Source organism: Gordonia sesuvii, assembly GCF_036350415.1.
GTDB classification, from domain to species: Bacteria; Actinomycetota; Actinomycetes; order Mycobacteriales; family Mycobacteriaceae; genus Gordonia; species Gordonia sesuvii.
Map to the genome: position 1 here is coordinate 1260348 of NZ_JAZDUF010000001.1, position 16033 is coordinate 1276380.

Sequence of the window (16033 nt, forward strand, 5' to 3'; positions counted from 1 at the left end):
GGCCGATGTCGGTCGCGAGGACGGGTTCGGGCGAGGGGGTTGGGCGGGCGGGTGCGGGTGGGTGGGTCTCGATACACCTCGTCGCCAGCTCCTCGGCTACTCGACCAGCAGTAGGCGGGTGCGACGGGTCTCGATACACCTCGTCGCAGGCTCCTCGGCTACTCGACCATCGGTAGGGGGGCTCCTCGGTTACTCGACCAGCGAATTGGGGGCTCCTCGGTTACTCGACCAGCAGGTGGGGAGCCCCGGGCCCCGTCAACGCCCCGTCGGGCACGGGTCGGCCGGAGACGGCGAGCAACAGGTCGATGGCGCGGCCACGGACTTCCGGCCCGGCGCCGTGGGCATAGTCGCCGTCGGTGACCACGAGGCACGTGCCCTGGGCGCGCTGTCGGCCGCCGCCAAAGGAGACCGATGTCGCGAGCTGGTGGTCGAGGGCGTCGATGACGGCGTCCGTCGGGTAGGCACCGACGATGCCCAGCGGTCGGCGGATGTCCTCACCGTGGACGAAGGCCTCGACGAGGCGGGTAGCCGCGGCCGCCGGGGGCGAGTCGGTTGACGACACCACGGCACGCAGGGCATCGAGCGTGGCGGCAGGATCCGCTCGGCGCTGCGCGCGGATACCGGCGTCGTTGTCGCGGTCGAAGTCGAACCGGGCCGCGATCATGCGACGCACGAAACGCCTACGGGTGGTGGTCGCGGAGTCGATGAGGTGTGCGACCACGTCATGGACATCCCAGCCGGGGCACAGCGACGGCGTCGACCACGCGGCCGGCGCAACAGCGCCGAGGTCGGCCGCGAGGCGAGCGCGTTCGTCGTGCACGATCGGCCATACGGCCTCGAGCCGTGAACGGCCTCGCGGTGGTTGTGCGGATTCGGCCCGTCGTCGTTCGTTCAGCACACCGGGGTAGACCTCGGCCCGCCCCGAATCTCATCGCCGCGATAGGTTGGCGAGAGGACGGCTCGCGGGACCTTACAACGGGTGGCCGCGACGATGCGATCGTCGGAGAACGAGGAGATCCATGAGTACCGAACAGCCGACATCCACCGCGTCGGATGCCACACCGGATGACCCCTACGTGTGGCTCGAAGACGTCACCGGTGACGCTGCGCTCGACTGGGTGCGTGCCCACAACGAACCGACGGTGGCGGATTTGGCGTCCGGCGACAGGTTCAGCACCCTCGAGTCCGAGGCGCTGGAGGTACTCGACACGGATGATCGCATCCCCTACGTCAGACGTCGCGGCGAGTATCTCTACAACTTCTGGCGCGATGCGACCAACCCCAAGGGCCTGTGGCGACGCACCACGTTGGAGTCTTATCGCAGCGACTCGCCCGACTGGGATGTGCTGATCGACGTCGACGCCCTCGCGGCCGCCGAGGACGAGAACTGGGTGTGGGCGGGTGCGACGGTACTGCGTCCCGAGTACCGGCATGCGCTGGTGTCGTTGTCGCGTGGTGGCGCCGACGCGACGGTGATCCGCGAGTTCGACATCGAGACCCGCTCCTGGGTCGCGGACGGGTTCGAGCTGCCCGAGAACAAGTCGAGCATCGGCTGGATCGACCGTGACACCGTTTATGTCGGAACCGATTTCGGTGAGCAGCCGGACGGATCATCGGCTCTCACCACATCCGGGTATCCGCGGATCACGAAGCGCTGGTCGCGGGGCACCCCGCTGGCGGACGCGGTCGAGGTGTTCGCGGGCGAGGTCGACGACGTCTCCGCGGGAGCCGGCTACGACAGCACCCCCGGCTACGAGCGACATTTCGCGAGCCGTGCCACCGATTTCTTCAACGCCGAACGCTACGAGTTGCGTGACGGTGAGCGGATTCGTATCGACGTTCCCACCGATGCGCATTCGGGAGTGCGACTCGACTGGCTGATCGTGATGCCGCGGTCGGACTGGACGATCGGCGACACCACCTATCCCACCGGAAGCCTGCTCGTCTTCGACTACGCGGACTATCTGGCCGGCGGCCGTGATGCGACGGTCCTGTTCACGCCCGACGCGCACACCAGTCTCGCCGACTACTCGTTCACCGCTTCTCATCTCATCCTCACCACGCTGCACGACGTGCACACCGAGGTGACGACGCTGACCCTCGGCACGTGGGAACCGCTCGAGACGCCCGGTCTGCCGCCGCTGGCGACCATCTCGGTTCTCGACACCGACCCCGACGAGAGCGACGAGATCTTCTGGTCGGCCGATTCGTTCACCACGCCACCGAGCCTGCTGTACGGGCAGTCGGGTGGCGAGGTCGAGGTGATCAAGCAGTCCCCGGCGTTCTTCGATGCCGACGACGTCGTCGCCGAGCAGCGCTTCGCCACGTCGGACGACGGGACCGCTGTCCCGTACTTCGTTGTCCGACGGGCCGGTGTCGAGTCGGGGCCCACCCTGCTCTACGGGTACGGCGGTTTCGAGAACTCGCTGACCCCGGGCTACATGGCGATTGCCGGGCGCGGGTGGGTTGCGCGAGGAGGGATCTACGTCATCGCGAACATCCGCGGTGGCGGCGAGTACGGGCCGTCGTGGCACACCCAGGCGCAGAAAGCGGGACGCCACAAGGTGTACGAGGACTTCTCCAGCGTCGCCAAGGCCCTGGTGTCCGAGGGGCTGACGACGCCGAAACAGCTTGGTGCGCAGGGTGGATCGAATGGTGGGCTGCTGATGGGCGTGATGCTCACCCGCTACCCGGAGTTGTTCGGTGCGCTGGTCTGCCAGGTCCCGTTGATCGACATGCGGCGCTTTCATCTGCTGTTGGCCGGCGCATCCTGGATGGCCGAGTACGGCGACCCCGACGATCCCGAGCAGTGGGCGTTCATGGAACCGTTCTCGCCCTATCAGAACCTTCGGGCCGACGCGGCCTACCCGGAACTGCTGGTCACCACGTCAACCCGCGACGACCGAGTACACCCGGGTCATGCCCGAAAGCTGGTGGCGCGGTTGGAGGAACTCGGCCATTCGGTGTCGTACTACGAGAACATCGAAGGTGGGCACGGCGGAGCCGCGGACAACAAGCAGGCAGCATTCAAATCGGCGTTGGCCTATGAGTTCCTGTGGCGGGTTCTCGGGCAGGAGTGAATAGGCGGCCTGCCGTGTGGCCAACCACCTGGGTTCGTGTCGGAGTGCGCGGTGCGTTCGCCGGTCGCCGATGGCAGCCGTGAAAGCCCGATTTGGCGGCCCTCGTGAACGATCGGTGAGCGGCGTGTAGCCGATCCGCTTGACGGCGGCGGGTTCGACGTAGACGATGCTGGCGCCGGCAGTGGTGTCTCCGATGATGCTCTCATCGACCGCAACTGCAGCCGCTTCGGCTTCGTCGATGGAGAAGTCGACTGTGCCCGTAGTAGGTTCGGCTTCACCGGACTCGTTGACAGGTTGGGGCGTCACGACTTCTGGCTCGATCTCGACGACCGGGTTTGAAGTCTCGTCCTCGCTGGGCGCAGCCGTCGGTTCGCCGGCCCCTGGCCCTTCCCGGCCATCGGCGACACTTGTGTCCAAGGTGTCGATTGTCTCGGTGGCGAGGTCGGGTCTCCGGATCTCGGCGCTGCGAGTGTCGGACTTTCCGGCCCGGCAACCATCCACACCACACCCGCAGCGCAGTTCGACACCCGGCACACCGATCAACTCGGCCAGCGCGATCACCCGCTGCTGCCCGACCCGACGACCATCGGCCCGACACACCCGCTCGGCGATCAACGCAGCGATCCGCGCCTGCAGAAACACCCCATACTCCGCCGGGATACACGCCTCGAGATTCATGTGCCCGAACGATTCCTTGCTGAGCACCACATTCGCGTAGACCTCGGAGATGTCCTCACGGTTCTCCGCAGCACCATCCGGATCCAGACCGATCACCGCAGAATCCAGATCCTCACGCAACACCGTATCCGTCGTCGCCCGATGACCCAACTCCAGAGCAATATCCTCAAACGTCACCGACACCCCACCGGTGCCCGAACCGGCATCGTCGGCAGGAGCGTCGTCGACATCATCGGCGGTAGTGGCGTCGGCATCGGAATCGGCGTCCCCGCCCGACTCACCAACATCCGCCGTCGGGTCTACCCCATCAAGGACGTCCTCGTCGGCGGCATCCTTGTCGTGCGCGGGATCGTCGTGAGAGTCGTTGTGCCCGATCGCATCCTCGGCGGCCTCGGCGAACCGCTCCTGCAGATCACCCTTCGGCGCCGCCGCAGCCGCCCGCACCAACAACGACATCCGATGCGTGCTGAAATCACCGTCCAGATACGCCTCACGGATCTTCGGGAACTCCCCCAGCATCTCCCCCAGACGCGACCACTTCCCCGCCATCGTGCGCGACACACCCAACCGCAACGAGATCTCCGAGATCGCAGCACGCTCGGCATGCTGACGCGCCCGCACCCGACCACCCGGCCCCTGCCCGAACAGGCGTTCGTTGTACGTCGAAAGCCCCAACCGATACGCCCCCAGCACCACCCGCGCCTCGGCCTGCCGACTCAACCGCAACGCATCGCGCAAACCAGGAACCAGATCATCAGGCTCCGACGACGCCAACAACCGCTCATCGGCCGGCCGATCGGAAAACGAGAACACGGAACGCCTTTCGCGAGCATCGGTTGCGGAGAATGCGGTGGAGAAGAACTGATGTCAGAGTATCGGGCGGGTACGACAAGAATGATTCATCGAAGACGTCGGTGTGGATGCCCGCATTGATTCGTTGAGAACAGGGTATCGGTCGGCACCGACAAGATTGGCGCACAACGGTTCAAGAGGTACCGAGGTCTCGATACACTTCTCGCCTAGCGGCTCGAAGCTACTCGACCAGCGGTAAAGGTGCGGCTCGAAGCTACTCGACCAACGGCAGAGAACGCGGCTTCAAGCTAGGCGACCAACACCAAGCGTCACAGATGTCGCAGATAGCTGTTCGGTTCATCGAGGAAACGGCGCCAGTGACGTACGAGGGAAAGATCTTGCCAGTCAACGAGAGTCGGTCCGTCGTCGGTCATCTCGATGATGGTCGAGCCCGGCGTCGCGGTGAGGAGCGGCGAATGCGTGGCGCAGATGACCTGGGACCCGTGCTCGGCGAGTTCGGTGAGAATCGCGAGGAACCGCAGAGTCGAGGTAAACGAGAATGCGGTCTCCGGTTCATCGAAGATGTACAACCCGGCCCGGGTCAGCATGGTTTCCAGGATATGCATGAATCCCTCGCCATGGCTCTGCTGTTCCACATCGACGTCCCAGTATCCCGGCACTCCCGTGAAACGGCTGTTCATCTCGATGACGGTCTCGGCGCGAAAGAAGAAGCCCTGCCGATCCTCCCGAGGTGCGCGGCGCATACTCTGCCCCGCCCATGTCAGGTCCAATGTCAGTAACTCGCCCAGCGGACTCTTGGGCAGATCTCGGTTTCCGCCGGTGATCCCGGCTCTGCCACCGCGCGGGTCGAGTCCGAATTGCTCGCCGATCGCCTCGACCACCGTCGATTTGCCGGAACCGTTCTCGCCCACCACGAAGGTGATGGGCGAACCGAACTCCAATGTGGCGCCATCGATGATCGCCGCGATCGACGGCACATCCTTCATCCAGGATCCGCCGATCGGCGCGTCCCGAGCACCCACCCTTGCCCGTTCGACGAACAACGCGTCACCCCCAGTTTCGAGAACAGGCGGACGACCTGAACTACCGCCGACCGACCACGAGTCGCCCGACGATCCCCAGCACCACGACACCGCAACCGACCGCGCCGACGATCAAGGCCAGATCCTGCAGATCGGTTGCCGCGCCGTCGATGATGACCGCCGACACCTCTCTTCCGCCCTCTTCGGCGGCCTCGACCTCGTCCTTGGCGCGATCGGCGAAGAACATGGCCACGGCCCACGCGAACACCGCCGACGCGACGACACCCACGCCGAGCCACGCCAGCACCGTCGATCGTCGCCGGGCGATCAGCAGCGCCAACAGGCCGGCGACGACGGCGACCACCAACGACAGATATGCCATCGCGGTGATCTGTTGGCCCACCTCGTGATACCTGCCCGCCTCGAGCCCCGACCCGCTGCTTCCGGACAGCGGCACCAGAATCGGGCCGGATACGCGCGCATCCACCCCGGTCTGTTCGATGACCCGGTTCACCATGTCGGTGATGTCGAGCTGCATCGTCGTCGTGTCCGATCCGGCGGGAGCCTGGTCGAACAGGAACGCGTGCTGCTGCGACACCACGTCGACGAAGTCGGCTTCGAACTGGTCGCTGTGCGTGTACGCGCGGGCGGCGGGCTCGACCACCGCGGACGTCGCCGGAATGCCGACCTGTTCGGCGGCCTCCTCGGCGATCTGGGAAGCCAGGTAGTCCTGGACCTGCTCGTTCTGCGCCATCGGCGTGATGGTCGTGACGAAGCCTTCCGAATCGACGAGACGCTCCTTCACCCACAACGAGGGGAAGGCGAGCACGATCGCCACCATCGCCACGACGGTCAGGAGGCCACTGAAGAATGTCCGCACAGCACGAGGCTACCCAGGATGCTCGTCGATCCGTCGGCGACTATTCCCCGACCAGGTTGCGGGCGCGTCCGACCAGCAACGGGTCTGGGGCGCCGACGAGTTCGGTGTTCTTGCCCTCGTAGTCGAACAGACTCAGCACGTGGCGCATCGCGTTGACACGGGCCCGTTTCTTGTCGTTGCTCTTCACCACGGTCCACGGCGCGTGGTCGGTGTCGGTGGCTGCGAACATCGCCTCTTTCGCCTCGGTGTAGGCGTCCCACTTGTCCAGCGACGCGAGATCCATCGGCGAGAGCTTCCATTGCCGTACCGGGTCGATCTGGCGGATGGCGAATCGGGTGCGCTGCTCGAGGGGGGTCACCGAGAACCAGAACTTCACCAGGTTGATGCCGTCGTCGACGAGCATCCGCTCGAACGCGGGCACCTGCTTGATGAACTGGGTGTACTGCTCCTGCGTGCAGAAACCCATGACGCGCTCGACTCCCGCCCGGTTGTACCAGGACCGGTCGAAGAAGACCATCTCGCCGGCCGCAGGCAGGTGCTGCACGTAGCGCTGGAAGTACCACTCCGTGGACTCGCGCTCGCTCGGCTTCTCCAGCGCGATGGTCCGGGCACCACGGGGATTGAGGTGCTCGTTGAACCGTTTGATGGTGCCGCCCTTGCCGGCGGCGTCGCGGCCCTCGAACACGAGCAGATGCCGCTGGCCGGTCTGCTTGGACCACTTCTGCAGCTTCAGCAACTCGATCTGCAGCCGGCGTTTGGTGACCTCGTACTCGCGGCGACTCATCCGCTCCTCGTACGGGTAGTCCTGCCGCCAGGTGTCGACGACGTTGCGCTCGGGCAGTGTCAACAGCACGGGATCGTCGTCGTCATCGTCGTTGACGGTGAACTGGGTGGTGTCGTGCAGGTCGACGAGATGCTGGAGGGCCTCACGACCGTTGAGAACACTGAAGTCGGGGCCCACCTGCGCCGAGGCGGACATCACGTGGTCTTCTAGCTCAGTCACGTCTCAACGATAGGCGTATGCCCCCAACGTTGTGTGGCGACGAGGTGAACGAGGCGACGTCGCCCCGGGCGCAGGAGGGTTGTCCGCAGGCGTCAGTTGTGCAGGTCGACCGTTCCCGAGTGCAGACACGCCTTGCCGGTCGTGCTGTCGAACGCGGTGGCGAAGCCGCCCTGGCAGATGGCGCCGTCGGGCCCGGCGATGGCCTGTCCGCCCCATCCACCGACGGCGACGGTGACACCGCCGTTGCGGGCCTGGGCCACCGACAGCGCACGCGGACCCGTCGTCACCGAGAACGCGGTGCCGCGGGTGGTCGCCCCGGCGAGTGCGCTCGAACCCGGCTGCAGATTGCGCGCGGTCGCGTTGCCACCCTTGTCGGCGACGGCGACGGCGGTGCCGGCGTTGCTGGAGTCCTCGGCGAATGCGGAGCTACCGGGGCCGGCCTTCGCGCCGCAGCCACCGTTGGCGATGGTGCGTTCGATCTGCCGGCCGTCGTTGGCGGAACAGGTGTTCGCCGACGCGTTGCCGCCACCGATTCCGACCAATGCGACACACGCCGCCCCGCCGAATACGAGCACTGCGGCCCGAGCCCCAAGTTTGTTGACACGCATAGTATTCGACTCCTCGATCGCCACCCGAACACACCGATCCGGCGCGTGAGATCAGCGTACTCATCGCGCGGTGTCACCCGCGGTCGGGGTGGACTTCCCCGACCACTGCGAAATGCGGGTGGGACTCAGCCCGCGGCGCGCCGCTCGACCTCGGCGGTCAGTCCTTTACGCGCGGTGTCGACGGCCATCTTCTGTGCGCGTTTGACGATCAGGCCGGGCATCTTGATCTTCAGCTCGACCTCGAGGGTGAACTCCACGTGCGAGCCGTCGTCGGTGGGCGTGACGACGTAGACGCCATGCTGTTCGCTCAGCTGATTCGCCTCGATGAGATCCCAGGTGCACGAGTTCTCGGTCCACGTGTAGGCGAGTGTCTGTTCGTCGGAGATACCGGCTGCGGTCACCACCACCCGAACCTTCTGGGGCGCTCCGTCATCGTGCTCGCTGAGGACCTCCGCTTCCTTGTGCGGGCCCGACCATTCCGGCAGGGACGCCACATCCATCAGCACCTCCATCACGACGGACGGGGGCGCGGCGACATCGAACTCGGTTTTCGCGGAGACAGCCATGGGAAGAACCTACCCTCCGCCCGATTCCTCGATGGGTGGAACCGGAACGCTTCGGCGGACGGTCAATGCTCGCGGTCGACGAGTTCCAATGGCCAGGCCTCATCGGGTATGTCACGCAATGTGCACGGCTGATCGGCGGCGGTGAACCAGCCGCGGAAATGCAGGATCTCACCGATCACCGGGTTGCGTACGGTTGCGTCGCACCGGAACCGCTGCCGCGACTCGTCCCAGCCCTCGATGTACTTCATCTGCGTGGCGAACATGCCCTTCATGCCGAGCTTGGGTCCGCGCAACCATCGCATCGGCCCGCTCTCGAGCAGCAGTTCGCCCGCTCGGGTCACCGACGGCTCGATCGGATAGAGGAGTTCGGGCCCGTCGCCGAAGTAGTCGACGAGACCCTCACGGCCAGACACCAGCAGCGAGTTCAGATTGCGGGTGCCGTTGGTGTACTCGAAGGCGCGCAACACCGCGAGACACTCTCGCCCCAACTCGTCGACGTAGCAATAGTGGCCCTGAGTGAAGGGAACCATCCGGCTCGTCTTCGGCGGCAGCGCGTTGCGCTTGGCGTAATGCCAGAAGAACGGCGGCGGCAGGGCGGACGTCACGTAGACCGACTCGTAGATCCCCGTGCCGACCTGCGCCACCCCCGATGTCGAATCGATGCTGTACCGCCACGCCACGTTGGGATGCAGCCGGTCGAAATCCGAGCCCAGGATCTGCCGGTACACCGGCGCCATGACCTCAACCTCCCCGTTCACCCCGGCGTCGACGCGGTCGGACCGCGAAACGCCCCGTGCTTTGGGGAAAGAACCTACTCGATCGGTGTGGTGGCGGTCACGCCGGGCCTGCGCTCGCGGCGGCGGCCGAATCGCAGAGGCGGGCGAGTTCGGCGATCACGCGGTCGAGCGGTTCGACGCTGCGTCGGGTCTGGCAGAGCCCGACGGCGCCCTCGATGGCCGCGATGATCAACTGCGCCAGCGAATCCGCCCGGTCGATCTCCACACCCTCGTGGACCAGACGGGTCGAGATGAGCCCGGTCCATCGCGCGAAGATGCCGTCCGCCTCGTCGGCGACCTCGGGCTCCGATCGGCGCGCCAGTCCACCTGCCAGCACCGGACAACCGAATTCGAAGTCGGTGTTGACCAGCATGCGACGCCACACATCACCGATTTCGGCGACGGCCCCGGCCGGCGTGGCCGAGCTCTCCCGGCTGATGCGGTGCGAGATGAAGTCGCCGCCGTACCGGACCGCCTCGATCATCAGTTGCGTCTTGCCGCCCGGGAAGTGGTGATAGATCGAGCCGCGCGGCGCGGAGCTCGCCGCGATGACGTCTCCGATCGAGGTGGCCGCGACACCGTCACGACCGATCAGATCGGCGGCATGCACCACCATCCGGTCCCGCGGGCCCCGGTTGGCAGCTGTCCCGGACGCCACCGACGTCGGGTCCGATGTCATCGCTCACTCCTCGCGTTCGCAAAGCCCGGCCGAGTGTTCACGGCCACAGTTCTATGCAGACCTTCATATTCCCAGGCTTCTATGCAACCATACATAATCATGACGACCTCACCGCAGACTTCGGTCGAATCCCCCGCCGCAGATTCCCCCTCCCCCGTCGATCCCCTTTCCATGTCCGGACTCGACCTTCTCCGCGCGTGGATGAACGACCCGAATCGGGACTCGCGACCCAGCATCGGCCGACTACTCGGCATGACGCCGAAGGAGATCGATGAAGGGTCGGTGACGTTCGCCGTCACCCCGCAGGCCGACTTCGCCAACCCGCTCGGCACCGTGCACGGCGGGATCTGCGCGACGCTGCTCGACTCGGTGATGGGTTGCGCAGTCCACACCACCCTGCCCGCCGGGGTCGGGTACACGACGCTGGAGTTGAAGATCAACTACATCCGCTCGGTGGCGACCGATGCGGGCGACCTGACCGCGACCGGAAATGTCATCCACGTCGGCGGACGCACCGCGACCGCCGAGGGCAAGGTGTTCTCCGACGACGGCAAGCTCGTCGCGCACGGCACCACCACGTGCATCGTGTTCCGCTGACCGGGCGTGAGTCAGGGGCGGGCGGGGACGTCTGGGGCCGATGCCCCGTCGTCGCCGGTCCCTGACTTCTTCGCATCGGGGAAGAACCTGTGCATCAACCGGATTCCGACCGCACCCACCACGACGAGAATCCACCCGAGCACGTTGGTCGTGGCATCGGTGACCAGACCGGCGATCCCGACGATGAGCACAAAGACCGGCACCCAATCGAAGAGCCGGGCAATCGATACAGGCGGGTCGGTGTCGAGGCCCATCTGCTGCATCGCCCTGGGCGGACCATAGTCGGGATAGAACTCGGTGAACGCGATCGCGAACACCGTGGCGCCGATCGGGATGATCCATCCGAGCCAGAAGTTGTCCGAGGTGCCGAGCACCGCATCGCCGATGAGTCCGGCGATGGCCGATACGCCGAACGCGGCCACCCACGCACACGTGATCACGTAGTTGGTCCGGATGAAGATCGGTGAATCCCAGAACTCTTCGGGCGTCTGCTCCTTGGCGTACTCAAGGGTGAACGGCCGCCGGATCAGGACCGAACCGAGCGCGAACGAGACCAGCGCGAGATTGACGATCTCTCCGGCCCAGAGCTCGAGCCAGGTGATCATGGACGGCGACGCGAACAGCCCGATCCCGCACAGGACCGCGAAGAACGCGACGTCGAACCACTCGAGCAGCTTGATCGAGTTGCCCAGACGCCAACTCGCGAAGAGGACGAGCAACGCCAGACCGAGTGCCGCCGAGACCGATTCCTCGAATCGGCCCGGCCCGCTCAGCACCGCCATCAGAATCCACGGCGCCAACCCGGACAGCGGCGAGTTGACGAAGGCACGCACGAGCGACGAGCCCCTGGCCGGATGTGCGGAGCCGCCCGATGCGGATGTCACACGACAAATCGTACGGCCGCTATGGCATCGTCGCAGGTCATTGGGCAGGAAGCCGGGGCTCGAGACTGTTCGTGCCGGCTACTGGCCCGCGTCGAGGTATTTGTCGCGGAGGGCTCGCTGCCCGTCGGCATCGATGCCCAATCCCTCGGCGAAGTAGTTCTCGAACGTCCCGAAGCGATCGTCGACCTCGGCGAATGCGGCGTCGAGATACGCCGCCTGTACCCCGAGCAGCGGACGGAGCAGGTCGGGATTGCCGCCTGCGGCCTCGAATCCGTCGAACACGTGCCCGATCGCGGGCAGGAACATGTCGTTGGTGAGCAGGTAATCGGCGTAGACGGCGTCGCGGTCGACGCCCAGGATCGTCAGGAAAGACGCTGCCGCCCAACCGGTCCGGTCCTTCCCGGCGGTGCAGTGGAAGAGCGCGGGCGCAGCGCCGTCGAGCAATTGGGTGAACAGCCCCTGGTAGGACTTCTGTGCGCTGGGCAGGTTCACGAGATCGCGGTACGCGCCGTACATGTGCTCGACGCCACTGCCGTCGGCGAGCTTCTCGTTGGCCGCGGCAACCGTCTCCGGATCGGACAGCACCTTGTCCAGATTGGCGGGGGCGCTCACCGACTCGGCGTCGGCGAGTACGTCGAGGTGCACGCCGACGGCTCCGTCGATCGTCGGGTCGGGCTCGGCATCGGTCTCCGCCACCGAACGCAGGTCGAAGACGGTGCGGATACCGAGCCCCGAGAGGAATGCGCGGTCGGCGTCAGACGCGTCGTGCAGCGCGGCCGATCGGAACACCCGACCGATCGCCACCCGCCGCCCGTCGGCGGTTTCGACCCCGCCGACGTCCCGGAAATTGGCGACGGTGGTGAGTTCGAGGCGGTCGACGCTGCGTTCGGTCATGGGTTCATCGTGGCAGAACGTGTCCGATGCGACGCACTCGAGCGTATCGACATCACAGACCGTAGACGTTCACCCAGTCGACGAACATGGCTCCCGTCGGGAAGGTGGGGCCGCCGAAGTGGTCGAGTTGGAGGGCCAGACGCATCGGTCGGGGTGGGAGCCGTCGGGTGTCGGTGCTGGTCGCCCAGCGCTGCCCGTCCCGGTAGACCGCGATCCGTTGCGGGGTCCACTCTACGGCCCAGCTGTGCCAGCGGGTGGCGTTGACCCTGGTCACGTGCTGTTCGACATGGTTGGCCGCGCCGTAGTGCAGGTTGTACTCGACGCGCTGACGCCACGGATCCGAGATCTCCATGAAGTCGATCTCGCCGCCGACCGGCCAGTCCTCGGCGACCGGCCACAGCAGGGCCACCGGGTGCCAGGTGGACGCCGCCATCGTGGAGCGCGCACAGATCTCCCAGCGTCCGTATTTCTGGCCGACCCATCGTGGTGTGAGTCCACCCGAGTTTCCGCGCAGGTCGGAACGGATGACCAGGTCACCGCCCGAGACCGACACCGCATCGGGTGTGCGACGGCCGTTGCCGTCGTGTCCGGGACCGTCGTAGAGGTGCCAGTTGTTCAACGACGCAGAACCGGTGAAGTCGTCGGATCGCGCGGGGCTCCCCCATCCGTGTGTGTCCGCCGCGCTCGCGGGGCACTTGCCGGCCGCCACCGGCGTTGGTCCGGTCGACGGCGCTCCGGCCGCGCGGTCGTTGCCCGCCACCACTCCGAGCGAAGTCAGGAGTACGACGAGTATGCCGCGAATCAGATTGTGGGCGTTGAGAACAGGAACCGCTGATGTCGGACTGATCACAGGGAGAACGTAGCAGCGGAATCTGGTACGCGTGTCCGAATTGCGACAATCGCAAGCAGGACCTGGAGATGGCGAACCGCGGGGTGCGCGGGGATGTCACCGTGCGGCCTGAACCGGGAGGCCCCGAACAGCACTGAACCCGGCCACCTGATGGTGACCGGGTCCAGTTGGTTCACGAAAGGCGAAGCCTGGGTTTCTGGATCAGAAGCCCATTCCGCCCATCTCGTCGCCACCCGGCATGGCCGGGGCCGGGTTCTTCTCCGGCTTGTCGGCGACGACGGCCTCGGTGGTGAGGAACAGAGCCGCGATCGAGGCTGCGTTCTGCAGCGCCGAGCGGGTGACCTTCACCGGGTCGTTGATGCCGGCCTTGAGCAGGTCCTCGTACTCGCCGGTGGCGGCGTTGAGGCCGGTGCCCAGCTTGGAGTTGAGGATCTTGTCGGCGACGACACCGGGCTCGAGGCCCGCGTTGATCGCGATCTGCTTGGCCGGGGCCGACAGCGCAACCTTGACGATGTTGGCGCCAGTGGCCTCGTCACCGGAGAGCGTGAGCCCCTCGATGGCCGGCTCGGACTGCAGCAGGGCCACGCCACCGCCGGCGACGATGCCCTCTTCGACGGCAGCCTTCGCGTTGCGGACGGCGTCCTCGATGCGGTGCTTGCGCTCCTTGAGCTCGACCTCGGTGGCCGCGCCCGCCTTGATGACCGCAACACCGCCGGCCAGCTTGGCCAGGCGCTCCTGCAGCTTCTCACGGTCGTAGTCGGAGTCGCTGTTCTCGATCTCGCTGCGGATCTGCGCCACGCGACCGGCGATGGCGTCGGCATCACCCGAGCCGTCGACGATGGTGGTCTCGTCCTTGGTCACGACGACCTTGCGGGCGGTGCCGAGCAGCTCGATGCCGGCGCTCTCCAGCGAGAGGCCGACCTCTTCGCTGATGACCTCGCCACCGGTGAGGATGGCGATGTCGGCCAGCATGGCCTTGCGACGGTCACCGAAGCCCGGGGCCTTGACGGCGACGGACTTGAAGGTGCCGCGGATCTTGTTGACGACCAGGGTCGACAGGGCTTCGCCCTCGACGTCCTCGGCGATGATCAGCAGCGGCTTGCCGGCCTGGATGACCTTCTCCAGCAGCGGCAGCAGATCCTTGACGGTCGAGACCTTGCCCGACACGAGCAGGATGTACGGGTCCTCGAGGACCGCTTCCTGACGATCGGCGTCGGTCACGAAGTAGCCCGAGATGTAGCCCTTGTCGAAGCGCATGCCCTCGGTGAGCTCGAGCTGCAGGCCGAAGGTCTGAGCCTCCTCGACCGTGATGACGCCTTCCTTGCCGACCTTGTCCATGGCCTCGGCGATGAGCTCGCCGATGGACGGGTCGCCGGCCGAGATGCCCGCGGTGGCAGCGATCTGCTCCTTGGTCTCGACCTCCTTGGCGCTCTTCAGGAGGGCCTCGGTGACGGCCTCGGTGGCCTTCTCGATGCCGCGCTTCAGACCCATCGGGTTGGCGCCGGCAGCGACGTTGCGCAGGCCCTCGCGGACGAGCGCCTGAGCCAGAACGGTGGCGGTAGTGGTGCCGTCGCCCGCGACGTCGTCGGTCTTCTTGGCGACTTCCTTGACGAGCTCGGCGCCGATCTTCTCGTAGGGGTCCTCGAGCTCGATCTCCTTGGCGATGGACACACCGTCATTGGTGATCGTGGGGGCGCCCCACTTCTTCTCCAGAACGACGTTGCGACCCTTGGGTCCCAACGTCACCTTTACTGCGTCGGCGAGGCTGTTGAGGCCACGCTCGAGACCGCGGCGGGCCTCTTCGTCGAACGCGATTTGCTTGGCCATGGGTAAGTGATCCTCCGATAGGGGGTGACACCAGGTATCTATGGCCGGACTCGGTGCCCGCGACGGACGACCGGTGTGTCATTCGGTACCGGTCTCACCGTCCCGACCTGGCACTCACAGCTTGCGAGTGCCAAGGTCGTTTTTAGCACTCACCAGGGGCGAGTGCAAGGTGTGGTCACTTCCTCAGCAACCGCACCAGCACACCGGCGGCGTGGGCCTTCGCCGCGCGCTCGGCCTCGTCCGCGTCACCGGCCTCCAGGGCCGCGACGATCCGGCGGTGCTCGGCGACGGCGAGCCTGCGGTTGACGTCGTGGCTCCACATGTCCGAGCGATAGAGGTGCGACTGCGTGTCCAGCCGGAACAGCGCGTCACACAGCGGTTTGTTGCCCGAATGTGCCCGTACCGCGGTGTGGAAGTCGAGGTCGAGGTCGGCGTCGCGCCGATGATCGGCGGAGGTCTCGAGGTACGCCTCCTGCTCACGCACCCGCTCCCAGAGTTCCGCCAGGTCGGCGAGGGTGACGCGGGTGGTGGCCTCTCGCGCCGCGAGCCCGTCGAGGACTTCGCGGACCTGGAAGACATGACGCAGCATCTCGTCGTCGAGGTGGGCGACCTTCGCTCCGGCGCGCGGCGTATAGACCGCCAGCCCGTCGACCACGAGTTGCTGCACCGCCTCCCGTACGGGGCTACGGGACACCTCCAGGCGCGCGGCCAGTCCGGGTACGGAGAGCGACGTCCCCGACTCCAGCGTCCCCGCGAAGATCTCGTCGCGAAGCTGCCGCAGGACCGCCTCGGTGAGCAGGGCACCGTCGGAACCGGACGCGCGCAGCGACTGGAGGCTGTCGGAGATGCTCATGATCCACCCATTCTGACCCGTCG

Annotated in this window: 15 protein-coding genes; 2 read left to right on the plus strand and 13 right to left on the minus strand. The window is 66.3% G+C overall.

Annotated elements, in window-relative coordinates; translation table 11 throughout:
- Nucleotides 1-220: 220 nt before the first annotated feature.
- A complete protein-coding gene (locus tag VZC37_RS05825) occupies nucleotides 221-823 on the minus strand; it encodes a maleylpyruvate isomerase family mycothiol-dependent enzyme (RefSeq protein WP_431309353.1) in 603 nt (200 codons plus the stop codon).
- A 196-nt stretch (nucleotides 824-1019) separates the two neighbouring features.
- On the opposite strand from VZC37_RS05825, the gene VZC37_RS05830 reads away from it, so the two are divergent.
- Entirely contained in the window at nucleotides 1020-3080 is a 2061-nt protein-coding gene (locus tag VZC37_RS05830) for a prolyl oligopeptidase family serine peptidase (RefSeq protein WP_330431454.1), read from the plus strand.
- Nucleotides 3081-4879: 1799 nt separating this feature from the next.
- Here the strand turns inward: VZC37_RS05830 and VZC37_RS05835 are convergent.
- From VZC37_RS05835 to VZC37_RS05865, 7 genes are all read right to left on the minus strand, one after another.
- Nucleotides 4880-5557: an AAA family ATPase gene (locus VZC37_RS05835; RefSeq protein WP_330431455.1), complete on the minus strand. Its 678-nt coding sequence runs from the start codon at nucleotides 5555-5557 to the stop codon at nucleotides 4880-4882.
- A gap of 97 nt (nucleotides 5558-5654) precedes the next feature.
- Nucleotides 5655-6473 (minus strand): hypothetical protein, encoded by an 819-nt coding sequence (locus tag VZC37_RS05840; protein ID WP_330431456.1) that lies wholly within the window; start codon nucleotides 6471-6473, stop codon nucleotides 5655-5657.
- 40 nt (nucleotides 6474-6513) lie between these two features.
- Nucleotides 6514-7452 carry a polyphosphate kinase 2 gene (ppk2, locus tag VZC37_RS05845; protein ID WP_330431720.1) on the minus strand — a complete coding sequence of 313 codons (939 nt, stop codon included), beginning with the start codon at nucleotides 7450-7452 and terminating at the stop codon, nucleotides 6514-6516.
- A 116-nt stretch (nucleotides 7453-7568) separates the two neighbouring features.
- Nucleotides 7569-8084, minus strand: coding sequence for a DUF6764 family protein (locus VZC37_RS05850; RefSeq protein ID WP_330431457.1), 516 nt, complete (start codon nucleotides 8082-8084; stop codon nucleotides 7569-7571).
- A gap of 125 nt (nucleotides 8085-8209) precedes the next feature.
- The gene (locus tag VZC37_RS05855) at nucleotides 8210-8650 is read right to left on the minus strand and encodes an SRPBCC family protein (RefSeq protein WP_330431458.1); all 441 of its coding nucleotides are present in this window, start codon (nucleotides 8648-8650) and stop codon (nucleotides 8210-8212) included.
- A gap of 62 nt (nucleotides 8651-8712) precedes the next feature.
- Nucleotides 8713-9387, minus strand: coding sequence for a DUF4166 domain-containing protein (locus VZC37_RS05860; RefSeq protein ID WP_330431459.1), 675 nt, complete (start codon nucleotides 9385-9387; stop codon nucleotides 8713-8715).
- Nucleotides 9388-9484: 97 nt separating this feature from the next.
- Nucleotides 9485-10105 (minus strand): TetR/AcrR family transcriptional regulator, encoded by a 621-nt coding sequence (locus tag VZC37_RS05865; RefSeq protein WP_330431460.1) that lies wholly within the window; start codon nucleotides 10103-10105, stop codon nucleotides 9485-9487.
- 81 nt (nucleotides 10106-10186) lie between these two features.
- Here VZC37_RS05865 and VZC37_RS05870 point away from each other — a divergent pair, with 81 nt between their 5' ends.
- Nucleotides 10187-10702, plus strand: a complete 516-nt coding sequence (locus VZC37_RS05870; protein ID WP_330431461.1) for a PaaI family thioesterase — start codon at nucleotides 10187-10189, stop codon at nucleotides 10700-10702.
- An 11-nt stretch (nucleotides 10703-10713) separates the two neighbouring features.
- Here the strand turns inward: VZC37_RS05870 and VZC37_RS05875 are convergent, their stop codons facing one another.
- The 5 genes from VZC37_RS05875 to VZC37_RS05895 all read right to left on the minus strand — a co-directional run bounded on the left by VZC37_RS05875 (nucleotide 10714) and on the right by VZC37_RS05895 (nucleotide 16010).
- Nucleotides 10714-11586 (minus strand): hypothetical protein, encoded by an 873-nt coding sequence (locus tag VZC37_RS05875; protein WP_330431462.1) that lies wholly within the window; start codon nucleotides 11584-11586, stop codon nucleotides 10714-10716.
- 78 nt (nucleotides 11587-11664) lie between these two features.
- The gene (locus tag VZC37_RS05880; RefSeq protein ID WP_330431463.1) at nucleotides 11665-12480 is read right to left on the minus strand and encodes a tyrosine-protein phosphatase; all 816 of its coding nucleotides are present in this window, start codon (nucleotides 12478-12480) and stop codon (nucleotides 11665-11667) included.
- A gap of 52 nt (nucleotides 12481-12532) precedes the next feature.
- Nucleotides 12533-13240: a glycoside hydrolase family 16 protein gene (locus VZC37_RS05885; protein ID WP_330431464.1), complete on the minus strand. Its 708-nt coding sequence runs from the start codon at nucleotides 13238-13240 to the stop codon at nucleotides 12533-12535.
- A 291-nt stretch (nucleotides 13241-13531) separates the two neighbouring features.
- Entirely contained in the window at nucleotides 13532-15157 is a 1626-nt protein-coding gene (groL, locus tag VZC37_RS05890) for a chaperonin GroEL (protein ID WP_330431465.1), read from the minus strand.
- A 175-nt stretch (nucleotides 15158-15332) separates the two neighbouring features.
- A complete protein-coding gene (locus VZC37_RS05895; RefSeq protein WP_330431466.1) occupies nucleotides 15333-16010 on the minus strand; it encodes a GntR family transcriptional regulator in 678 nt (225 codons plus the stop codon).
- Nucleotides 16011-16033 lie beyond the last annotated feature (23 nt).

Excerpts from the sequence above, each read along its gene's own strand:
- VZC37_RS05830 (WP_330431454.1), top strand. The coding sequence starts at position 1,020 with ATGAGTACCGAACAGCCGACATCCACCGCGTCGGATGCCACACCGGAT.
- VZC37_RS05835 (WP_330431455.1), bottom strand. The coding sequence starts at position 5,557 with ATGAAGGATGTGCCGTCGATCGCGGCGATCATCGATGGCGCCACATTG.
- ppk2 (WP_330431720.1), bottom strand. The coding sequence starts at position 7,452 with ATGTCCGCCTCGGCGCAGGTGGGCCCCGACTTCAGTGTTCTCAACGGT.
- VZC37_RS05850 (WP_330431457.1), bottom strand. The coding sequence starts at position 8,084 with ATGCGTGTCAACAAACTTGGGGCTCGGGCCGCAGTGCTCGTATTCGGC.
- VZC37_RS05855 (WP_330431458.1), bottom strand. The coding sequence starts at position 8,650 with ATGGCTGTCTCCGCGAAAACCGAGTTCGATGTCGCCGCGCCCCCGTCC.
- VZC37_RS05860 (WP_330431459.1), bottom strand. The coding sequence starts at position 9,387 with ATGGCGCCGGTGTACCGGCAGATCCTGGGCTCGGATTTCGACCGGCTG.
- VZC37_RS05865 (WP_330431460.1), bottom strand. The coding sequence starts at position 10,105 with ATGACATCGGACCCGACGTCGGTGGCGTCCGGGACAGCTGCCAACCGG.
- VZC37_RS05870 (WP_330431461.1), top strand. The coding sequence starts at position 10,187 with ATGCAACCATACATAATCATGACGACCTCACCGCAGACTTCGGTCGAA.
- VZC37_RS05880 (WP_330431463.1), bottom strand. The coding sequence starts at position 12,480 with ATGACCGAACGCAGCGTCGACCGCCTCGAACTCACCACCGTCGCCAAT.
- groL (WP_330431465.1), bottom strand. The coding sequence starts at position 15,157 with ATGGCCAAGCAAATCGCGTTCGACGAAGAGGCCCGCCGCGGTCTCGAG.
- VZC37_RS05895 (WP_330431466.1), bottom strand. The coding sequence starts at position 16,010 with ATGAGCATCTCCGACAGCCTCCAGTCGCTGCGCGCGTCCGGTTCCGAC.